We start from the raw sequence: 22,487 nt of genomic DNA on the forward strand, positions 1-22,487 counted from the left end.
CTGACTTTAGTTTAGCGATCGCATCAATGCATCAAAATTAAGATTAACCCTCATTGTTAAAGATAGTTGCGATGTGGTCAGACCTAGAAATTCTCAACTATTTCATTGTTGTACAGCAAAATGCCGTACAACAAAATTTATCTTCAATCAGAGGAATAATTTAAAAGGATAAGACTCCTTCTGTAATTGCCTCACTGCGTTTTTGCATTTCTGGATCGACATGTCCGTTCATTTCAAAATCGGTTTGAGATAAAGTCCCAAAAAAGTCGTAGTGATCGAATGCTTCCAAAATGCCCCAAGCATACTGCCCTTGAGCAAAGTAAACTTGTGGATAGTTACGCAATTTTTCAATTTCTTGGCTGTAGTTACCAACAACCACAGCTAACGTATTACCAGCAAGCATCGATTCGTCATTACCTGATGCACCTGCTACTAAAAACCGTTTAATTGGTAATCCCCACTTCAAAGCACAATAACGAATTGCGTCTCCTTTGGAAGCCCGAATCGGTAACAAGTCTAGATACATATTGTGACTATAAATACCTTTAACGTGGAGCCGATGCCGTCGCAAATGACGCATGATTTCCCGGAAACCCACGGATTTTTCTTCATCGATAAAGTAGCTAATCTTGAACTTACCTTGGGTTTCTGGAGGTTGCAACGTTACTCCTGGCAGTTCCTCCATTACTTGCCGTACTGCGTCTGGTTGCCAACGATAACTGATGTGTCTTTGCCAGTTCATATCAGGAATTACCTGCGGACCGTAGTAGATTTCGCTACCTGTCGAGACAATTAGCAAATCTGGCATTGGAAACCGATATTCTTCCAACATCTCTAAGGAACTATCTAGATTGCGTCCAGTAGCAATTCCTACTCCTGTGGTGTGACCTTCATTATGTAGTCGCTCGATTAATTTTTGCAGTGCATCTGAGTCACCTAATAGGGTATTATCGATTTCGCAAACAAAGAACCGATCTGCGGTTGGTAAGCGGTTTTTATCGGGTATGTTCCAATCAGTCAGGTTGCTTGCTGGTCCTTGGCGCAAGGGACTGAGCATAGATTGGACTCGCCGTTGTGGTAGTTGACGCACATATTCTAGGTAGCGTTCTACATGGGTATCCCAAGAGAAATTTTCTCGTACCCTACTTAAACCATTACTAGACCAACGTTGCCATTGTTCGGTATCGGTCAGGGCTGTTCGCAAAGCATCTTGAATCTGCTTAATATCGAGGGGATCGATTAACAGACCATTGTCACAAGCCGCCAATATATCTCGCGGCCCACCATCGGATGTGGCAATAATTGGCACACCGCAGGCTGTAGCTTCGATTAAAGTCAAACCAAATGGCTCAGTTAATGCTGGATTGATAAATACTCCTTGTGTTTTTGCCAGCAATCGATAGAGTTCTGGCACTTCATCAGCGGTGTGGTGTTTAGGATAAGCGATGTAACCGTAAAGGTCGTAGCGGTCTATTAACTGGAAGATTTCTGTGAGTACTTGACGCGACCCTGATTCCATCGTGGTGATGTCATCTCGGTTTCCTAAGACAAGGACTAGGTTCGCTAAGTGACGCAACTGTGGATCTTCGCCATAGGCTTTGACCAAAGTCCCAACATTTTTACGCATCGCCGGACGGGAAATCGCCATAATCATCGGCTTTTGCGGGTCTTTAAGAAATCGCTGCAAATCTTTATATATAGGCGGTTCCTGCCAATTTTGGGGAACTGGGTAGAAGCGTTCCAGTGCTACCCCAGGAGCAATTACAACCATCCGTTGTGGTTGATAGTGGTCGTAAATGCCGTATTGCTGCGTTACTTCTTGATTGGTACTGGCAATAATTAATGCTGCACTAGCAAGTGTGGTTTCTTCTGCTTCGATTCTTGCATTGATATGAAAATAGTTTTCAATAACTTCCGGTTTCGTTCCCTGTTCTAACAATCGTTGTTGCTTCACACGTCCCAGGGAGTGACCTGTATGCACAAGTGGGATACCTAACCAACCAGAAACCCGACAACCCACATATCCCGCATCAGCGTAATGGGTATGAATTACATGAGGTAATTTACCAATTTGGCGCAGGTGTCTGAGTAACTCATCAGCAAAGTTATCCAAATGCGGCCACAGAACTTCTTTGCGCAGATAGCGACGCGGACCGCAGTTCAGGCGAATAATTTGAGCTTTGTCAGAAATAACTTCTACAGGTTTGGCATAGTCAGGGCTAACTTTTGGATCGTTGACTAAACGGGTAACTAGGTCTACGCGTTCTACTTGTGGGTTTTCAGCTAAGGCTTGAGCGAGTTCTAGCACATATTTCGTTTGTCCGCCTGTATCAGCATCTCGTCCTAATTCTAAATTGTGGCTCCGAATTAACCCATGAACGCTGACTAGTAAAATATACAGGCCTGAGCTATTTGACATTGTGCATTCCTCAACGTGACTGCATTAAAGCCTAGGTACAGCTTCTAATAGAGATGGCTGTTAACCGCTACAGGTAAATAAATAATTATTTAGGTCTTTGCAGATTATAAAACAGATTTTCCCTAAGCAAAGGTAGATATTTCACTTAGGGCAGCTAGTACTGCTGCACAGAATTCAAAATCCAATATTTAAAAGATACAGCGGTTTTTACTTGAATAACCTATAGCTTAGAAGCACAATCTACTAGACTGCTTGCAAATAAATGAATAAGACTAAAATTAACCACAAATTTATGCAGGTAAATACCGAGATTTATTAGTGTCAATTTGTTTTAAAATTGGGCACTGGGCTTTGATTTTTATGCTTGGTTATGTGATTTTTCTGTGATTAATTGAGTTGAAAAATTCTTACCTGAGGAAGATACGAAACCTCTACTCATACTTTTCGCTGTATTTACAGCAGATTGCAAAGGAGTGACGTAAAAATTATCGTAGTCAATGTCAAATATTCATCTCGGAAATACCGCAAGGTAATAAATACCGGATTCAATGCTGACTGTTGGTAAACGCGGCAATCATAAAACGATCGCATTCCGATTCTGTTCAAAATATCTGTTTTACCAGGGGCGATGTCTGCGACGGGCTACGCCTACGCATACCCTGGATTGCACAAAGAGCAAACGCGATTGATTTACAAGACGAGACGCGATTCATCGCGTTTTTACAAGAGGGGATTTTTCAAGGCGATCGCTGCTGGCACAGTTTCGCCTAGGATAACCAAAGCACCTGAAATAATTTTGATGGTTTTGCTTCACAACACAAGTCTTATTCGTTCACAACACAAATCCATTCATTCACAACACAAGTTGATTCTCAACGATTTGTTGTCTAGCGTCGTGTAATTACTGAGCTAGCAATCCAAGTCTTATAAAAAAACACCTTTTTTTGCAAGTTTTACTGAACAATTAAATTGTCCCATTGAGACACCCTAGAAAGATAAGTTTAGTAAAAGGTGTGCATTAATGCCACGCAAAAAAAGAACATCTTCTGTGCTAGAAAAAACCGAACAGAGAGTAATCGGATTTAAATTGATTGATTCCAGCCTCGACTTTGGTGATTCCATCAGTTTAAACCATTTAACCCAGTTAACTGGGCAACTCCGCGACCAGATCGACCAGTATAATATGATGTTAACCGCCCTTGACTCGGCAAAGGCAGAAATACAAATTCTTGAAAAAACCATTCGCGAAACTTCAGAACGCTTGGTCAGTGGTGTGGTGTTGAAGTATGGCAAAGACAGCCGAGAATACGAGATGACAGGCGGGGTACGCAAAAGCGAGCGCATTCGTAAAGCCACTATTACTCGGTTAAAATCGACCGCAGACTCAAAAGCGGCTTCTACACAGACGGCGTAACGAGCAACAAGTCGACATCATTCATGGTGAATGATGCCCATTGCTTTGCGTAGGCGTAGCCCGCCGCAGACATTGCATCTTCTCAAGAGTGCGATCGCATCAATGCTTCAATTTTACCGATTCAAAAAATGTTTGCGACAGCTACCCCACTCGATCTCAGGGTAAGAGCATCTCAATCAGCCTTGACATAAGGAATTAAAAGAATCTAAAGTATTGCCAATGAGAAAACAACCCAGAACCTGAATCATATAATTATTATCCATAGCGGTGTGTTTCATTTTTTGACGCAGACTACGTTTGTAAGTTTTTTCACAGTTGAGAGCATTAAGAGCAAAGCGTCTTAAAAGAGCAAAATTCCTCGGACTGTGGAAAGAACGAATGCGACAAGCATCTTCAGCAAAGGTACAGTCGAGAGTCCAATGAGCTTCGTTTTCAATACCCCAATGTTTGCGGATAGCTCGACCAATAAGTTGAGCATCGCTGTGTAAAGAAGTCAAATAAAACTGAACTTCGCGGGTAGTTTTGTTCCAAAGATGACGCACACGAACAACCATGACCAAGCTTTGTAATCCTGCCCAGACCTTGGGTTGATAAAGCTGACCAATCGCTGCAACGGGTACAGTCCAAACTTCACGAATTTCTGTGCGATGATGAGCTTTCTCAATTCGTTTGTCATAGCTGACATCAACGCCTCGGAAATTATTAGCTTTGTGTGTTTCAAACCATTGCTGGATTTGAGAATAGAGAGTGGGATGATTAGCCTTGAGTGCCAGGACATAATGAGCTTTCTTATCGATAATCTGTTTGGCGATTTCGGTTTGTGTTCCCATCGCGTCAATGGTGATGATAGCGCCAGTAATATCTAGTAACTCTAATAATGCTGGAATCGCCGTAATTTCATTGGATTTATCTTCTACTTTCACCTGTGCCAACACCAAACGTTGTTCACTTGCCCAGGCACTTATGAGGTGGAGTGCGCTTTGACCCTGATTTCGGTCATAAGAACCTCTGATGGTTTTTCCATCTATGGGGATAATCTCTCCTCCCATCGAACCCACTAAAGTTTCCACCCATTGCAGAAAACATCGATTTAATGCTTCTGGGTCGATGAATTCAAATACCCGACGAAAGGTGTCATCCGATGGAATACCGTTTGGTAATACTAAAAACTCTTCTAACCACTGTTGCTTACTGATGCCGTAATTCTCGATGTCTTCCCACCCCTGCGCTCCTGCAATGATTGCCAAAATTGCAATTACTAAGATGTCTTTGAGTTGATGTTTTTTGGTTCGTTCTACTCTTGGGTCTTTGATATCCCCAAAATGCTCGACTAGACTCTGTTGAATACTGCCGATATCTTCTATTTCTTTCAACTTTCGCTCTTCACGTGCATTTTGAAGTCTATCCGCAGATTTTGTTTCAAAGCCCTGTGACATCAACTTGACTCCTGAAGATTTTCGGACAACAGCATTGAAGTCTTCTCATTGATCTTGTTCTTCAGTCAAGTGCATTTTTGACACCTTTGTTTATGCTTATTTTACTTAATTTGTCAAGTTCACTCTATACTCAATTAGATGAGCTTACCCTGCCACTCGATCTGCCCCTAATCTCGCTACATGGTTAATTTTTTTAACTTCATTCAATTGTCTCTGGACGGTTACAATTCATCCTTACCTGTTAATTCTTTTTCGATAGCATCTGCACCATATCCCACAGCTAACATAGTATTTTTAATAGTTTCAGGATCGCTATTTACAGCTATCTTGGCGGTAAATACAGCCATATGCGTCTGATCTTTTGTAAACAATTGCCAGGCAGCTATTTTATTTAAACCACTATTTTGTAATAGCTTGTTGGCAATCTCTGTTGAAAATGGGCCCTTCGATACATAACCTGGAGATGAAATATAGCGAATTTCTAAGTTGCCCAGTTTCTCAGTTTTAGATTCAATAAATACTACTTGGCTTCTTTTATTTTCGGTTTCTACTAATAATTTAAAATCTCCATCAGAAATTATTTGATATTTAGCGCCAAGTTTATCAAGTGTATCTTTGATGCGCGGATCGGCTGGTGGCTTGGTATTCGGTTGAGCAGATACGATTTGTATAGATATAAAAAAGCCGACAACAGCAAAAGTTGCTAATTTAGTGATGCGTTTCATGAGTTTTTTTCTGTGATATTTGGTATTGTTTACTCTGCTTCACCTATGAGCGTAAATGCAGCCCAGTCAACAGGATTACTATACTGTTGTCTCGTAGTCAGCATTGCTTGTCGTAGCGCCGCCGCTTTATCAGAATTATGTTGGAGATGGCGATAAAACTCAGTCATCAACAATGCTGTGGAATTGTCGGGTACAGACCAAAGCGAAACAATCACACTCTTGACTCCGGCGGTAATTAAAGAGCGTGATAAGCCAATCACACCATCGCCTGTAATATTACCACCTCCAGTGTTACAAGCACTGAGCACAACAAGTTGCGCCTTGAGTTTCATGTCAAGAATTTCACCAGATGTCAGCAAACCATCATCTTTACCACCAGGAGCCAGTGCGATCGCACCAGGTACACCCAATCCTTTAAAATCATCAAGTAAGCCGTGAGTAGCAAAGTGAACAATGTTGGCTTGCTTCATCTTCTCTACCATCGCTGTCTCGGTGGCTTTGTTACCTGTAATTGCTGGTGTTTTAAATAAATCTGCAATCTTAATTGCTTCTTCTTCCGCACCTGGTAGAGATGGTAACTGTTCATTGTCAATGGGAAGCTTCGGCATGGTAGGATTACCGACTATCAACACATCTTTTGCAGACTGGTTAAGGTTTTGTCTCTGTTTGCGGGTGAGATCCAAAACTTGAATTGCTGGTGCAGTCAAGATAGTATGTTTATCGATTAAATATTTGCCTTGCTCATCTTGTAATGCAGGGAACGGTATGAGAAACAAGGATTCTTGAGGAATGAAGATAACACGAGCGTTAGGATCTTTAGGAAGATATTGAGCGATCGGTTTAACTAGTATTTCATAGAGTTTATTTAATTGTGATTTTTGATTACCTGTATTTTGGTTATCGCCAGATGTAGATTCAGCAGAGTCACTTCTACCCCTTGCACCTATACCTCTGCGGCTGTTAATCACAAGGTTTTGTAGCGAAGATTTTAGAAATTTCTCCAGCTTAACTTGCTCAAAAGAAATTTCTCCTGTAGGCTTGACTACCCAAATGTAAAGTAATTTGTCCTCTAACGTTGAGTATTGCACAAGCGTAGAATTTTCTAGTTTGGCAATATTTTGAATTTCTTGGAGTTTTAAGGGTTTGATATTTAATTGAGCATTTGGTTTCTCTAATTGCTTCGAGGCTAATAACTCAACAAAGGCTCTGGCTCTAGCGCGATCGGCTACTTCTAGTGCAGAATTAATTTTATTCTGAGCAATTAAACTTTGTTGTAGAGAACGATAAGTAATTGTCTGGTTTTCAAACAATGATATTTTCTGAGCATCAGTTAATCCAGGTCGTAAAGATTCCCAAATTTCAACAGCAGTAAACAGAGTTTTTTCAGCTTCAGGATATTTACCTTGATGATTATAAATTAACCCAATATTATTGAGAGTTTTCCCTTCTCCTACCTTGTCACCAATTTTTCTAACAATGGCTAAAGCTTGCTGAAAATATTCTAAGGCTTTGGCATCCTGTCCTAAGTTACGGTAAACTTCTCCAATATTGTTGACATTTCCTGCTTCCGCAGCTTTGTCGCCAATTTGTTTGTTGATCGCTAAAGATTGTTGAAAATAATCCAAGGCGCGATCGTACTTTTCTAAATTGCGGTAAAGTTCTCCAATATTGTTGAGAGTCTGTGCTTCTCCTGCCTTGTCACCAATTTGTTTGCGCAATACTAAAGCTGGCTGAAGATACTCTAAGGCTTTTTCATACTCTTTTAATTCGCGGTAAGCTTCCCCAATATTATTGCGAGTTGTTCCTTCACCCGCCTTATCACCAATTTGCTTTTGAATCGCTAAAGCTTGCTGGTAGTATTGCAGTGCTTGGGGATGCTGTCCTAAGTTGCGGTAAATTTCCCCAATATTGCCAATATTTCCGCCTTCCCCAGCTTTGTCACCAATTTGCTTGCGAATCACTAAAGCTTGCTGAAGGAAATCCAATGATTTAGCATATTGTCCTAAGTTGCGGTAAACAGCACCAATATTGTTAAGAACTACTCCTTCTCCAGCTTTTTTACCGATTTGTTTATCAATCGCTAATGCTTGCTGATAAAACTCTAATGCTTTGGCATACTCTGCCAAACTGTCATAAACTAATCCGATATTATTAAGAGTTGTTCCTTGCTGTGCTGTATCACCAATTTGTTTACTAATAGCTAAAGCTTGCTGATAGAATTCTAAAGCTTTAGGATATTGTGCCAAGTCTTGGTAAATTGAGCCAATATTGTTGAGGGTGATTCCTTCCTCAGCTTTATGACCAAATTCTTTGTGAATGGCGTAAGCTTGCTGATAAAATTCTAATGCTTTGGTAAAGTCTCCCAAGCTTTGATAAACTGACCCAATATCGTTGAAAACTGTTGCTTGCTCGGGTTTATTACCGACTGCTTGATGAATGGCTAAAGCTTGCTGAAAGTACTCTAATGCTTTAGCATACTGTCCTCGTCTGTTATAGACTGAGCCAATATTGCTGAGTATTGATGCTGGCTGTGCTTTGTTGTCAGCTTCTTTGGTAATGGCTAGAGCTCGCTGAAAGTAATCTAAGGCTTTGGTATACTGCCCTAAATAACGGTAAACCAAGCCAATATTGTTAATAATTCCGCCTTCTCCAGCGCGATCGCCTGTTTGTTTGACAATGACTAAAGCTTGTTCCAAAATTTCTATAGCTTTGGGATATTGCCCTAATTTGCGGTAAACAGCACTAACTTCATTCAAAATTACTGCTTCACCTTGACGATATTTGATTTCTCTAATAATTGCTAAAGCTTGTTCGTAGGACTTTAAAGCTTCAGGATACTGTCCTTGATCGAATTGTTGCAGACCTAAGTTATAAAGTCGTTCAGCCTCAGATTTGCGGTCTTGAGGCGTTTGCGCTTGTGCTGTTAAGGGAGGAAGTGTGGCCAGGGGAAAGGAAGACAAGGAGAACAGGGGAAGTATGACAGCCAAAAAGGTGAGATATTTTAGGCGATCGCGCATAGCACTCCAGCAAGTGTATATTTAACTACTTGCTTTTGTTTATACTCCTCAGTCACTTGAGATTCCGCAAAATGACATAAAACTTTCGTAGTCAAGACTTCATACCAATTCTCTAAAATTGGGTGCAAGTGTCGGGTAGGGCAGGGATATTACTATCCCTTTCCCCCCTAAGAACCGTGCTTGCGTCTTATAAATGCACACGGCTCAAGCAAGCCATAAAGCTACCAAAGTGGTAATTCTTCTTTGAGAATGCTTTTCTTTTGAGAAGAATGAATTTGTTGATGGCAATAATAATGTACTAATTGAAGATTGGCGTAAGTATCTTGACCACCCTGATGGCGAGGGATTTTATGATGCCGATGTAGGGTTTCTCCATTAAACAGAGAATCACCACATAATGGGCATCGATTATCTTGTTTAAGGGCAAGTTTCTCAAGGCTCTTGGTCAAGTTTTTGGATTTATCCTTTTCTCTGCTTAACCAATATTCTTTGAGTGTTGGATCATCAGGTGATGATGTGCCTTTCACAAGACAATGCCTAGTAATCTTAAACCAACTAAATTTCAACAAGTGAAACCCAGAGAGTTTGTTTCCAAACACGAAGTTGTCATTCCTGTCTAAATTTAGTTTTCCCCAATAGCGATTTTTGCGCCATTTATCAGATTTATTCGGGTGCATTCGCTTGGTGTATCTTCTTGCCCTCTTATACATCCAATAATCTAAACTATTGAAAATTTCTGAGGCTACACCGATACGGAAATAGTTAGCTGAACCTCGAACAATTGGGTTGAGCTTGGCTATTAAAGCATCGACATTTAGGGTTTTATTTTCTAACCATATACGTCTGAGCTTATCCCGTAATTTCTGTATGGATTCTTTGCTCGGTTTAATAAGCAGTTTCCAACCACTTTTGGTGTTGGTGTCTTTGTATTGTCTAATTGAAAAGCCAAGGAAATCAAATCCTTCACTAATATGGACTATTTTGGTCTTTTCTGGTGAGAGGGTAAGCCCTCTATCCTTCATCCATTTATTCAGGATAGAAACTGAATTTAGTGCAGATTCTTTGGTCTCACAAAACACTACAAAATCGTCGGCGTATCTTACCACAGCAATTGGGCTTGTCAGCTTGTTGTTGTGATAAGTTACACCTAACGCTTGCTCAATTCCATGCAAAGCGATGTTAGCCAAAACGGGGCTGATTATTCCACCTTGCGGTACTCCAGCATCGGTTTCGTAAAAAGTCCCTTTGTCCATATACCCTGCTTTGAGCCATTTGTGTATCAATTTTCGCGCTGGAAAATTGCCTATGGCGTTCATGAGTGGTATATGAGCAATTTCATCAAAACAGCTTTTGATATCGGCATCCACTACCCATTTTTTCCAAGTTCTGGAATGTGCCAACGTGTATATTTTCTTGATGGCATCATGGGCGCACCTGCCGGGTCGGAAACCATAGCTGCTGCGTTCAAAAAGGGCTTCCCAATAAGGTTCCAATGCGTTTTTAACAATCGCCTGTAGGCAGCGGTCGATTATGCTAGGTATTCCTAATGGTCGCTGTTTTTTATTTGGCTTGGGGATATATACCCGTTTTACTGGGAGTGGTTTCCAAGGAATACATTGTGTCAACATATCTACAAGCATTCCTCTGGCTGTTGGTGTTTGTACCAAGAGTTTATCCACTCCAGGCGTGTTCTTGCCAGTGTTGATTTGCGTTACTTTCCTTACTGATAACAGTATGTTGGAATAGCTACGCATTAGTAGTCTTTGTAGATTACGAACCAACTTCAATTTACCTTCTTTGGTTGCCTTGAAAATCCGTTGTCTCAGTCTCCTAACTACTTTGTTGGCTTTGCGCCAATTGACGCAATTCCATTCAGTAGTTCTCTGAGTTACGTTCACAATCTCAAAAGATTGCATCTAACTTTTCCTTTTGAGCCCGGTTTCTTCACTAGGTTTTTCAAGAGACTCACCCGCCATACGTCAGCACCCTTTCAGGTTGGACAGTTGCCCTATCTACTCGGTTATTTATTCCCGTTGCCTTTCGGTTAGTAGCATTCGCTTTTTATGGCATCCCTCACCCACTGGGGTTTTCGGTTGGATTACTCCTTCCTTACTGTCCACACCTTTTGGGCGTTTCTAGACCCCATTGGGGTTACTTCGTTCCACACGCGTGAGATCCAGCCAATTTAGGTTCCCTCTATACACCGGGGGTTTGTGGTGTCCTAATTCCGTCTTTCTTGGAACGAAATTCATTACCCCGTACTGCCGTAAAAGCCGTTTCCAGCAGTCTTACTTCACGATGCCTCATCAAGGGTTCACTTGCGTTAACCATGTTGGCTTTACCCTAACACCTCTCCCATCATGTCGGCTGACAGGTTTTGGCACACTTGACCCTCTCTCTAGCTGTGAGACAACCGGATTACTCCTGTTGCCCCTTCGGGCGGGTACTGGCATTGGACACTTGCCAGGAGTCTTTCTGAGGGACTCACTCTACAACGTGCGACATCGAATCGCACAAGAAAATCAATTAAGAAAAATTTGATTACTTTGTTAAAAATCTTTGATTTATAAGAATTTCAGCAGCCAGTGATGAGCAACTTCCTTGCGAGGCATTACCTCGCAAGCTGGGGGCAAAAGTATTAAACCAATACCGAGCATCTCTATTGCTTGGTAATGGTTTAGCCAACCATAATATTTCCCTGGACAAGCGATCGCCCCAACATCGGGAAAAAGATAAATTACTCTTTACGCTGCTAATTCTGCCATTACTAGACTCATCAATTTGTTAGCGATCGCCTTCGTAGCCAGAACGAAGTCTACTTTCTGTGTATCAATAGCTGCCTTGGGCATACAGAAGTACTCTGAAGTTGTTTCATCTTGAGCAATAGTTATACCGCCATACTTTTTGATTGCTCTGGTTCCTAAAGCACCATCTCTACCCAAGCCACTCAATACAACAGAGATCGCCCGCAATCCATAATTAACGCCTACCGACATGAATAGTTTGTCCACTGAGGGACGAACAAAGTTCATCTTTGGCTGCTCTAACAAACACAGCCTACCATTAGCATCGATCGCTAGATGTCGGTTTGGAACATAAGTGTAAACCGTCCCTGGACGTAATACACTTCCAGATTTAGCTGGCTCAACTTGCAACGCTGTGTAACGGCTTAAAATCTCTGCCAAATGACTATTATAGGCAGGATTCATGTGCTGCACTACAACAATCGCCGCCGGGAAATCTGCTGGTAAAGCTGACAATATTTGGATAAGTGGCTCTTGCCCACCCGCAGAAGCTCCTATTGCCACTATGTTATAGGCAATATTAGGAAAGTGTGACAGGATGCGATGTGGTTGTGTATCGGCAATGTTTTTGACCATTACTAATGCTTACCGTTCAGCAAACTATAATCCAACGAATATTAAAGCTGTATAGCCAGTAAAACTGTTATGTTAGCTATCCAACATATACTAATTTTATATGTTAGCTATCTAACATAAACTATTTGCATAGAATAAATCTTTGGAGAGAGGTTGTTAACTGCTGCCGTTTAACTTAATGGAGATAGGGCTGGCTCAAACAAACTTTTGCTCTTTGGGTTTCAATCACCCTGCACTTTGTGGAAAATCGACTTTTAGCTGCTCTATCCCCTGAAGAATACTCTCGTATCGTTGCTTATATGGAACTCGTACCTCTGGAGTTCAAGCAAGACGTCTACTTATATAACCAGCCAATTGAGTACGTCTATTTCCCCAAGCATGGTGTAATCTCTTTGCTCACCATTATGGCGGACGGTTCGGCAGTGGAAGTGGCTACGGTCGGTAACGAAGGAATGGTAGGTCTGCCGATATTACTGGGAGCTAATAGTATTCCGGGCCAGGCTTTTTCACAAGTTCCTGGTGATGCGTGGAGAATGAGTGCAGATGCGTTTAAAGCTCATGTCACCCCAAGTAGTCCCTTGCACGACCTACTGCAACGCTATACGCAAGCACTGTTTAACCAAATCGCCCAGTCTGCTGCTTGCAACCGCCTGCATTCAATAGAAGAGCGATTTTGCCGTTGGCTGTTGATGACCGCTGACCGAGTAGAAAGAGACTCTTTTCCACTTACTCAAGAATTTCTTGCTCAAATGCTAGGTGTGAACCGCTCCAGTGTTAGTCTTACTGCCTCTATTCTTCAAAGGGCAGGGTTAATCGAGTATGTTCGCGGGCAAATGACTATCGTTGACCGCGATAGTTTAGAAGCTACTAGCTGCGAGTGTTACCAAATCGTCAAAGTAGAGTTTGAGCGTTTGCTCAACGGTAATTCAAGTCATTAGCTCAATATTTATTTACGCCGCGACCGAGCAATAGAGATGCACAGCACTGGCTCTCAAAACTGTTGATGAGTCTCGGCTGTAGCAACTAAAGTAAGAAACTAAGGACTGAATTTTCTTATTTTGAGCATCCAATATTAACTATCGCTATGGGTTCTTATCTTGGTAATCGTGGAACCTGTAGCAAATCTAACCCTCGTTCAAAGATTTCATCAATCGGTAACATTTGTCCATCAGTAGTCATAAACTTATGGTCTTTTGTCGCCCGAATTATCGAACCATCTTCTAAACAATACTCAAAAACTTCTTGTTGACCGCGATTATGCCACTGCGCTACAGGTTGGGTATAAACATTGCCATGTTCATCAACGCTGTAAACGCTGCATTCCAACCGTTTTTCAACAATTTCACCAATCGCAATTAACCCATATTCTACTGTCAAAACTTCTGTATCGTAGCTTAGGCAATATTCGGCGAATTTCAACATATCGTCAAATAACTTTTCAGCTACTTGCTTTTTCACGCCGTTTTTAGTCGCACCATCAATAAACTTTTCCTGCTGCTTCTGCATTTCCGAAACTTTCTTTTTACCCATCGCACGACGCAGCAAGTCGGCTTGTCCTAGCGAATATCCAGCCATATCCTGAGCAATTTTCATAATTTGCTCTTGATAGACCATAATTCCATAGGTTTCATTTAATATCGGTTCTAAAATTGAAGTTTCGTAGTCAATATTTTCTCGACCATGTTTGCGGTTAATAAACTTAGGAATTAGTCCTGCATCTAATGGTCCCGGTCGATAAAGTGCCAAAATTGATGAGATGTCTTCTATATTAGATGGCTTCAAATCTCGCACTATCTGCTTCATTCCAGAAGATTCTAATTGAAATATTCCTTCTAGTTCACCCGCTTCTAATAGTGCATAAGTTTTTTGTACATCTTTTGGTAAAGTGCTATGTTCACCTTTAGCTAATATCTTCTGCGCTTTTCTTTCTTGATGTGTGATTTCATCAGGATCAACACGATATCCGTTAGTTTCTTCAATCAGATCCAACGTCTTTTGAATCAAGGTCAAGTTCCGCAGACCGAGAAAGTCCATCTTTAACAATCCCATTGATTCTAAGTCTTCCATGAAATACTGAGTAATCACGGAACCGTCATTATTTCTCTGTAGCGGCACAATTTCATCAAGGGGATCGGCAGAAATTACCACGCCTGCTGCATGAACCCCAAAAGTTTTGTTAGTTCCTTCAATTCGCATCGCCATATCAAGCCAATGGCGAACATGAGGCTCATTATCATACTTTTCCTTAAACTCTGGTGCTGGGGTGTCATCGGAAACCATCACCTTGAGTTTAGTTGGTTTCCCCCGCACTACAGGAATTAATTTCGCCATTTTGTCGGCTTCCCCGTAAGGAATATTTAATACTCTGGCGACATCTTTTAATACAGCTTTAGAAGTTAGGCGGTTAAAGGTAATAATTTGGGCAACTTTATCAGCACCATATTTCTCAGTTACATATTCAATAACCTTATCTCTTTGTTCAATGCAGAAATCCGTATCAATATCAGGCATGGATTTCCGTTCTGGGTTTAAAAAGCGCTCAAATAGTAGACCATGATGTACAGGGTCGATGTTGGTAATGCGCATGGCATAAGCAACTAATGAACCAGCCGCCGAACCCCGACCAGGCCCCACAGGAATATTATTATCTCTAGCAAATTTGATATAATCCCATACGACTAAAAAGTATTTGGAAAACCCCATTTGTTGAATCATTTTTAGTTCGTATTCCAACCTTTCTTTATAGGTTGAATCGACTTCGTGGCGGGATTTGCGATTTAACCTTTCTAAAAGTCCGTTCCATGCAACTTCTTCGGCGTAAGTATCAGCAGTATGACCAGAGGGAATGGGAGGCGTAGGAATTTGCGGCTCACCCATAATCTGGTAAGGCTCGACTTTATCGGCAACTTCTTCAGTGGTAGCCACAGCTGACGCAATAACATCATCAGGCAAATGATCGCGAAATAGCAGCTTCATTTCTTCGGCAGATTTGAGATATTCTGTGCCGCTATAACGCATTCGGTTTTCTTCAATAATTAGCTTGCCTGTTTGAATACACAGCAAAGCATCATGTGCTTCTACGTCATAACAGGAAATAAAATGAGAGTCATTAGTAGCAACAACTTTAATATCTAGTTCCCGAGCAATTTTAATAATTTCTACGTTAACAATTCTGTCTTCTTGGGAACCGTGATCTTGAATTTCTAAATAATAGTCATCACCAAATACATCTTTATACCATTTAGCAACTTTACGGGCTGCATCTGGTCTATTGCTAAGAATTGCTTGCGGAATTTCTCCACCTAAACAAGCACTGGTGACAATCAATCCTTCATGATATTCTTTTAATAATTCTTTGTTGATGCAAGGACGGGAAAAAATACCTTTTCCCTGTACACCTTTGAGGTGAGAAATAGTAGTTAATTTGACTAAATTTTTGTAGCCTTTAGTATTTTTAGCTAAAACAACTTGATGATAACGGGGACGGCGTTCTTGCTTTTCGATATCACCATTAATGATATACATTTCGTTGCCAAGAATTGGCTTAATGTTCTTACTCCGGCAGATTTTGATCAGTTCCACCGCACCGTACATGACACCGTGATCGGTGAGGGCGATCGCTTTCATCCCCAGAGCGATCGCTCGATCCACCAACTCTGGTAGCTGACTAGCTCCATCGAGCAAGCTGTAATCACTGTGAATATGCAAAGGGACAAAAGACATATCGATCTCCAACCACAAGCCAACGATAGCTCTTGGGGCATACTAGTGACATACCCTTTTGAGCAGGATTCTGCAAAGAAAGCAACGGGATCTTAGATTAACGCGTTTGTGGAAATTTCACTTCCGCAAGTGATGTTTAAATAGTTACAGCAGTTCAGTTACCCAACATATAACAATGAGTGAACCAGAGAGCATTACTTCGCTTGAAGCCAAAAGCCGTCCTTGGTGGCTGCGTATTCCTCTGACATTACAAATTGTTATCGCCTTAGTGCTTGCTGTCAGCTTAGGAATCGCCCTCGGTGCAGGAAATCCTAGCCCAGACAATGCCACATTTATCACCAACTTAGCCATTCCCGCGGAATTAGTGCTAAAGGCTCTCCGTGCCCTAGCTACGCCGCTAATTTTGGTAGCAGTGCTGCATACCTTCATGACTACCAATATCCCTGGTACAGCTGGTAGGCGGCTAGCAGTACTACTATTAACAAACACTACCGCCGCAATTCTCATCGGTTTGGTTGTAGCCAACGTCTTGCATCCAGGTAGTTGGGGAAATTTAGCAGTGACCCCAACAGCTACGGATATACCTGCTCAAAGTCTTGACCCTTGGGGTTTATTCAAAGATGCTGTACCAGATGCCATCCTCAAGCCATTAGTCGATAATAATGTTATCCAACTGATCGTTATTGCCCTTTCCTTTGGGATTGTGCTGCGGGCATTAAAATCAGAACAAATTGCTCAAGGCAAAACAGCATACCAGCCAATAGAAGATGTGATTGGGATTTTATTTGAGGCGGTAATTCGCATCCTCAACTGGGTAATTGCCTTAGTTCCTTTAGCTGTCTTTGGAATTGTCGCTAAAACTGTGGCTGAAAAAGGTTTTGCTCCTTTCCAATCTTTGGCGGCGTTTATCGTGGCGGTACTGGTCGCTCTGGCGTTACAAGCTTGTTACTATCTCACTAGGGTAAAAATAGGTTCTTGGGTAAGCCCATTAAGGTTCCTAACTGGTGGTTCGGATGCTTTTATTACAGCTTTTTCGACTTCTTCCTCAACCGTGACAATGCCGATTACCTTTGAGGTTTTGCAAACAAAAATTGGTTTAAGGGAATCTTCGGCTTCTTTAGGGGCATTAGTCGGCGCAAACTTTAATAATGATGGTACTGCCCTGTATGAGGCAATGTCTGCACTGTATATCTCCCAAGTACTAGGGCAACATCTAAGTTTAGGACAGCAGCTAATCGTCATCCTTACCTCTATTTTTGCATCCGTAGGCGCAGCTGGTATTCCGAATGCGGGATTGGTAACGATGACCTTGGTATTTACTTCCGTTGGCTTGCCAACGCAGTATATTGCTTTGTTGGTAACTGTAGATTGGTTTTTGGATCGCTGCCGTACTGCGCTCAACGTTATGGGAGATATGACAGTCAGTGCTTTGCTAGACGGTAAAAAGCCTCGTACTTTAGACGAGGCTTAATTTGCACCCTTAATAATAAACATTTAATGCTGTTGAGGCCCCTTGGCATCACATTCTCTATGCCAGCACCGTTCTAAAAGTTGAATTCGCCATATAGAAGCAAAAGTACGAGGATTCCATATTAATTTAGTTTGACTACTAAACAAGGGCTGGTTGAGATAATGCCAAAGTGGAAATTGAATGTTCTTAAGTTTGGGAGCCATAGGAAAAAATACTATACAGGCTATGTCGCAGTCTAGTTAAAGATTAAACAATGATATACACGATCGTCCTGGTGACAATTGCGGAAAACTACTAAATTTTATTGCAAAAATCATGAGAAAAACTTTAGTGGGAGAAAATTCTGCTGGAAGCTGATTTTGTCTGCAATTATTTGGGTTATTTTGACTACAAGGGGTTTTAAGCTTGAGTTTTGACGTTCTGACTACGCGGTAAGCTAACTCAGCTTAGTTGTTTCAGTCTAGAGTATTTATAGCTATTTTCAGGCAATTTAAAAAATTATTAAGATAGCTGGCTTGCTCAATACAATTACCAAAAAATTTTTTATAATCTAGCCTCCAAAATCTGAAATGGTAGAACTGACGCAAAATAAAGACGTAAGGGCAAAATATTTTGTGCCCTTACGTCTTTATTTGCGTATTTGAAAATAGCTTGAGGTAACGTTGCCGTTAAATTAATATCCTTAAGAGCTTAAGTGTTGCTTCTTTGAATCAATAATGTGAATTCCTACATCTACCCCTTTCATATGAGCACTCATATAAGTTAGCAGTGCATAAATAAAGGCAATGATTCCTAGCATTTCTAATACCTCTTCTATAGTTGTCATCAAAACATAGATGATATTAGTTTCACCATAATGGCTTGCATACAATCCACCTAGCATTTCAAAACCAAGTGCACCTACTACGTAGATAATTCCAGCAATGAAAAATAAGCGTCGTGTCTTTGCAGGAAGAGAAGCAATAAATTTACCAAACACTATCAAAAATATAACTAAGAAGATACTGCCCAAAATCACCCAAGGAAAGTAAAGCAAGCCTCCAGTATGAAAAGCTTTACGCATTGGAACGACTACATTTTCATGTAGACTCATGAATTCGTCCATTGATAAATAAGCAAAAACCAACGAGAACCCTAACCACGATCGGAAATTTGAGTTTCCAGCTAATTTCTGAGCTTGGGCAATGATAGCCATCAGAATCGAACAAAATAAGATTGCGCCTGCTGCGTAAACTGAGGGTATATTGGTTTCGCTGTCGAGGTCAAATAAGTTTTTTAACAGATTCCTTAAGGGGAAATTAGGCAGATAAAAATAATACAGATTTACCAAAACACTGGCTATGGCCAAAAAAATTACTACCTTAACCAGAAATTGAACTGTTCCTTTCGCAGAAAGATATAATTCCACCTGCTGTGATCGCAACTTTGCGATCGCATTTTCTAGAGGATTGGCTGGCTCAATTCCTGCTGAGTCTTCATTATTGTTGATGTTTGAATGTCCAATCATTTTGAAATCCTAGTTGTTAATTAATCTTTGAATAAAAAAAATCTCCTAATTCCAAGCCATTCATCTTCATCATGGACAACACTGACTGCAACAAAAAATTAATGAATTAATGTCCTTCTTTTAGAGATTTCTTAACCTTGTATTAAAGTATAAGTACAATTAAATAAATATAAAATTTTGATAATTTCACTATAAATTTTATGCATAATTGCGTATAGTTAAGTATAGAAAAACACTTATTGATGAGCTAATTCAATAAATATTTTGGATGACTGGTAGTAAATACAACTAGATACTAATTAAAGTTTGTAAAATTTTATCAATCCGAGCAACTTAGCTTGGTTTGTCATGATTGCTGCCAAAGTCAACACAAAAAGTACGTTTTTATAATTAATCTCAACCTAATTAGTGCGATCGCTTTTTTGGATTGATGAAAATATACTTGAGTCTTTTTTAACAAGAATGTATACTCAGCCTGTAAACTCTATGTAGCTCATTACTAAGTAAAATCCACATAAAAAATCTAAAAATCAGCTACATAAACTAGTTTTTACTTTAATTGGTGAATCTGATTAGGTCAGTAGTAGGAGAAATTCTTGTGGTTCCCTTGTCTGATTCCAAAAAACCAAATATTTTTGCTTATGTCTGCGTTAAAGACAGATAACGTGACTGTGGTGGTAGATATTTGTCATTCTGGAGGTGGTAAACGGGGAAATTTCCGGGTGCATTCTGTGGAGGGAAGCGAAGAACTTGAATATAAACTTCAATGGCTAAGGCAATTAGGCCTTTCACCCCAAAAATTTATCGAATTGCGAAAATCCCAAGTCCAACTCTTGACTCTGAAGTATGAACTAAACTAGTTATTTGTAGTGTAGTGTTATAAAATCCTGTTGATTAACTGTTTTATGGTGACCAGACTCTCAACATCACCAACTATAGCTCCTGAACGGTCTAATCAAGTTACCCGCAAGCTATATCCAAATTATAAAGTTATCGTTTTAAACGATGACTTTAACACATTTCAGCACGTCGCTGAGTGTTTGATGAAATACATTCCAGGGATGACCAGCGACAATGCTTGGGATCTGACCAACCAAATACATTTTGAGGGTCAAGCGATCGTCTGGGTAGGCCCCCAAGAACCAGCAGAACTATATCACCAGCAACTACGGCGTGCGGGTTTGACAATGGCTCCTCTAGAGGCAGCTTAATCATGGGCAAACCCAATGATGGTAGACTAGTCTGGAATCACTCAACCCACATTAGTGGACTCATTCCCATATTAGAACGTCTGTGTCAGCAGCATGGCATTCAAACTGTGACACCAGGCGTGATTGGGCGAGTTAGAGGTCATGCTCCCAAAATGCAACTGCGTGTGTCTGTACCGATTCGAGGTGGTTATAAAGTTATCGCCCGGCAAGGAAAGACAGTGCAGGAGGTATTTATCTTAACGACTTTAGATCAAGATAGCCTCTTAGAAGCGATCGCGATCGCGATGAAAAGTTAATCACTTCAATAGTCCATAGTCCATCAGACTATGCACTGTTGACTCTCAACTATTCTTCTACCTGATGTACTGCAAATCTGTGGAGTGGTAAACTAAGGATACAAGAAAATGTTAAAAAATATGACAGAGCTGTAGTTATTTTTAAAGACATTACTATTGGTTCCCAGCTTGGTAAAAGTATTTTGTCCAAGCCAAAAGCAACACAATAAACTAGCCAGTAAGTAAAGCTCATTCTAAACAGAATCTGCTCTGTTTCTTCCAAATCATGTTTCTGCTGCTTGCCATCCCAAAGTAGCAATAGACCAAGGATACAAGCAATAAAGGAAACAGCAACTACAAACTCGTGACAAAATACGTTTACCGAATGCATTTGTCTTGATCCCAATATTTCTCAATTGAGATTCAGTCTAAAGGAATAGGCCTTGAGGTTGCACAAAATAGTTACAAACTGCAATAGAAAACTTGGGATTATGTAAAGAATTGCAAAGCCTAACGCCTGTAAATGATCTCTAGGAAAATCTTTTTTACGGGAAAAAACTAGATTTTGCACATTTAAAATTGAAAATCAGGGAATTATTAATACAGTAGAGTCCGATTAAATCTGCATAAGCAAACAATAGCAGGGCAAGATTACACCTTACGCTTTAGCTTTTACCTTGGCACTCTGATTGAGAATATTTTGAAACCATTGTTCCACGCGATCGCCCATAGCCTCCAAAGAATAAGTTGCTTCTGCTTGTTGGCGACAAGCATGACGGTCAATTTCATCTAAACGTCGAATAGCTGCAACTAAGCCTTGTACGCTATCTGGTTTTACCAAAAAGCCTGTTTTGCCATCCTGGACAATTTCTGTCAAACCACCTCGACTATAAGCAATTAAAGGGACTCCACAGGCTAAAGCTTCAATTGCTACATTACCAAAAGCTTCTACCCAACGGGGAGTTACTAACAAGGCTACACATTTACCTAATTGTTGTTGTAACTCGATTGTAGGTAAAAAGCCCATATATTCTATTGGTGCATCTGGGTAGTCTTGACAAATCTTTTGCCAGTAATTTTCATCCTGTTTCAGTCCAAATATTTTCAGAGGAACCCCAGTGGTATTCGCTGCTTTTACAGCATCTTCTAGCCCTTTTTCTGGTGCTATTCTACCTACCCACGCCAAGTTATGGCTTGGTCGATCGCAAAACTGATAAATAGATAAATCCATCCCATTCAGCAAACAAGTACACTGCTGTTCAAATTTAAAAGTCGCTGCTTGGGTTTTACTGTGAACGCCAATAGTAGCTGGGAACTTAGTTGCTATCTGTTCCATAATCTGATCCATTGCATCTGTTAAAGAACCCATACTGATGAGATGGGCAATTGGAGTGTTAAAAAATGGTGTTAAATACAATGGCAGCCAATCATAAGCAAAATTCACGATTAAATCATAATTTGCTTGTACTTGGCGAGCATAATCCCACATATTCGCCAAAACAGAATTTTTAGGTAGAAAAATTGGATCAGTTCGTGTCTGATTTTGGGCTGGTATTTGTAGTTCACCAGGAATTTCTTGAATCGGTAATGAATTGGTGACAGATCCTTGTGGTGCAACAATTTCTAATTTGTGCCCTCGCAGCAGCATCTCTTTAGCAATATTAGAAAGTGTCAATTCTACTCCACCTCCCAATCCTGAACCCATTGCACCAACTGGGGTAGACATAAACAATAATTTGTAATCCGGCATAATCCTTGATTGCTGCTATATCAAAATTACTTAAAGATAATAACGCTTAACGAAGGTGTTATTAAAGTTATCTTCTATTTAATGTTGCTTACTGTAGTAACGAGATGTAATCAGGTAAGGTTGAAATAATTCTAAAAAATTGCTCTAAAGTGGATGAAA

The 22,487-nt window shown here is 40.6% G+C and carries 17 protein-coding genes; 6 read left to right on the forward strand and 11 right to left on the reverse strand.

All coding sequences use genetic code 11. The annotated features are described in order from the left end of the window. Positions 1–160: 160 nt before the first annotated feature. Positions 161–2,419 carry an HAD family hydrolase gene (locus tag BV372_RS13640; RefSeq protein ID WP_086687044.1) on the reverse strand — a complete coding sequence of 753 codons (2,259 nt, stop codon included), beginning with the start codon at positions 2,417–2,419 and terminating at the stop codon, positions 161–163. Positions 2,420–3,440: 1,021 nt separating this feature from the next. Between BV372_RS13640 and BV372_RS13645 the strand changes: the two genes are divergently transcribed. Next, the gene (locus BV372_RS13645) at positions 3,441–3,833 is read left to right on the forward strand and encodes a hypothetical protein (protein WP_086687045.1); all 393 of its coding nucleotides are present in this window, start codon (positions 3,441–3,443) and stop codon (positions 3,831–3,833) included. Positions 3,834–4,009: 176 nt separating this feature from the next. On the opposite strand, the gene BV372_RS13650 is transcribed toward BV372_RS13645, so the two are convergent. From BV372_RS13650 to BV372_RS13670, 6 genes are all read right to left on the reverse strand, one after another. After that, on the reverse strand, positions 4,010–5,269 hold the full coding sequence (locus tag BV372_RS13650; protein ID WP_086687046.1) for an ISAs1 family transposase: 1,260 nt from the start codon (positions 5,267–5,269) through the stop codon (positions 4,010–4,012). Positions 5,270–5,490: 221 nt separating this feature from the next. Further along, the gene (locus BV372_RS13655; protein ID WP_086687047.1) at positions 5,491–5,994 is read right to left on the reverse strand and encodes a hypothetical protein; all 504 of its coding nucleotides are present in this window, start codon (positions 5,992–5,994) and stop codon (positions 5,491–5,493) included. Positions 5,995–6,023: 29 nt separating this feature from the next. Then, positions 6,024–9,011 (reverse strand): CHAT domain-containing tetratricopeptide repeat protein, encoded by a 2,988-nt coding sequence (locus BV372_RS13660; RefSeq protein WP_086687048.1) that lies wholly within the window; start codon positions 9,009–9,011, stop codon positions 6,024–6,026. Between the two features lie 221 nt (positions 9,012–9,232). Beyond that, complete coding sequence (ltrA, locus tag BV372_RS13665) at positions 9,233–10,927, reverse strand: group II intron reverse transcriptase/maturase (protein ID WP_086687049.1); 1,695 nt, start codon at positions 10,925–10,927, stop codon at positions 9,233–9,235. Between the two features lie 280 nt (positions 10,928–11,207). Further along, positions 11,208–11,342, reverse strand: coding sequence for a hypothetical protein (locus BV372_RS37580; protein ID WP_256973200.1), 135 nt, complete (start codon positions 11,340–11,342; stop codon positions 11,208–11,210). Positions 11,343–11,755: 413 nt separating this feature from the next. Then, positions 11,756–12,391 carry a chemotaxis protein CheB gene (locus BV372_RS13670; protein ID WP_086687050.1) on the reverse strand — a complete coding sequence of 212 codons (636 nt, stop codon included), beginning with the start codon at positions 12,389–12,391 and terminating at the stop codon, positions 11,756–11,758. A 239-nt stretch (positions 12,392–12,630) separates the two neighbouring features. Between BV372_RS13670 and BV372_RS13675 the strand changes: the two genes are divergently transcribed. Then, on the forward strand, positions 12,631–13,329 hold the full coding sequence (locus BV372_RS13675; RefSeq protein ID WP_256973201.1) for a Crp/Fnr family transcriptional regulator: 699 nt from the start codon (positions 12,631–12,633) through the stop codon (positions 13,327–13,329). A gap of 154 nt (positions 13,330–13,483) precedes the next feature. On the opposite strand, the gene BV372_RS13680 is transcribed toward BV372_RS13675, so the two are convergent. Then, a complete protein-coding gene (locus BV372_RS13680) occupies positions 13,484–16,114 on the reverse strand; it encodes a DNA polymerase III subunit alpha (protein ID WP_086687052.1) in 2,631 nt (876 codons plus the stop codon). Positions 16,115–16,289: 175 nt separating this feature from the next. Between BV372_RS13680 and BV372_RS13685 the strand changes: the two genes are divergently transcribed. After that, a complete protein-coding gene (locus BV372_RS13685; RefSeq protein WP_086687053.1) occupies positions 16,290–17,585 on the forward strand; it encodes a dicarboxylate/amino acid:cation symporter in 1,296 nt (431 codons plus the stop codon). 682 nt (positions 17,586–18,267) lie between these two features. Here BV372_RS13685 and BV372_RS37590 read toward each other — a convergent pair. Next, positions 18,268–19,092, reverse strand: coding sequence for a hypothetical protein (locus tag BV372_RS37590; RefSeq protein ID WP_256973202.1), 825 nt, complete (start codon positions 19,090–19,092; stop codon positions 18,268–18,270). Positions 19,093–19,733: 641 nt separating this feature from the next. Between BV372_RS37590 and BV372_RS13700 the strand changes: the two genes are divergently transcribed. The 3 genes from BV372_RS13700 to BV372_RS13710 are packed head-to-tail and all read left to right on the forward strand — an operon-like array spanning position 19,734 to position 20,599. Next, complete coding sequence (locus tag BV372_RS13700; RefSeq protein WP_143845104.1) at positions 19,734–19,952, forward strand: hypothetical protein; 219 nt, start codon at positions 19,734–19,736, stop codon at positions 19,950–19,952. Positions 19,953–19,997: 45 nt separating this feature from the next. Further along, positions 19,998–20,303, forward strand: coding sequence for an ATP-dependent Clp protease adapter ClpS (clpS, locus tag BV372_RS13705; RefSeq protein WP_086687056.1), 306 nt, complete (start codon positions 19,998–20,000; stop codon positions 20,301–20,303). Between the two features lie 2 nt (positions 20,304–20,305). Next, positions 20,306–20,599, forward strand: a complete 294-nt coding sequence (locus BV372_RS13710; protein ID WP_086687057.1) for a DUF2103 domain-containing protein — start codon at positions 20,306–20,308, stop codon at positions 20,597–20,599. Positions 20,600–20,648: 49 nt separating this feature from the next. Here the strand turns inward: BV372_RS13710 and BV372_RS13715 are convergent, their stop codons facing one another. Both BV372_RS13715 and BV372_RS13720 read right to left on the reverse strand, forming a co-directional pair. Next, positions 20,649–20,969: a hypothetical protein gene (locus BV372_RS13715; protein ID WP_086687058.1), complete on the reverse strand. Its 321-nt coding sequence runs from the start codon at positions 20,967–20,969 to the stop codon at positions 20,649–20,651. A 267-nt stretch (positions 20,970–21,236) separates the two neighbouring features. Continuing rightward, a complete protein-coding gene (locus tag BV372_RS13720) occupies positions 21,237–22,328 on the reverse strand; it encodes a glycosyltransferase family 4 protein (protein WP_218776719.1) in 1,092 nt (363 codons plus the stop codon). Positions 22,329–22,487: the final 159 nt, after the last annotated feature.

Origin of the sequence: Nostoc sp. T09 (assembly GCF_002154695.1) — a bacterium.
In the GTDB taxonomy this organism is placed as follows: Bacteria; Cyanobacteriota; Cyanobacteriia; order Cyanobacteriales; family Nostocaceae; genus Aulosira.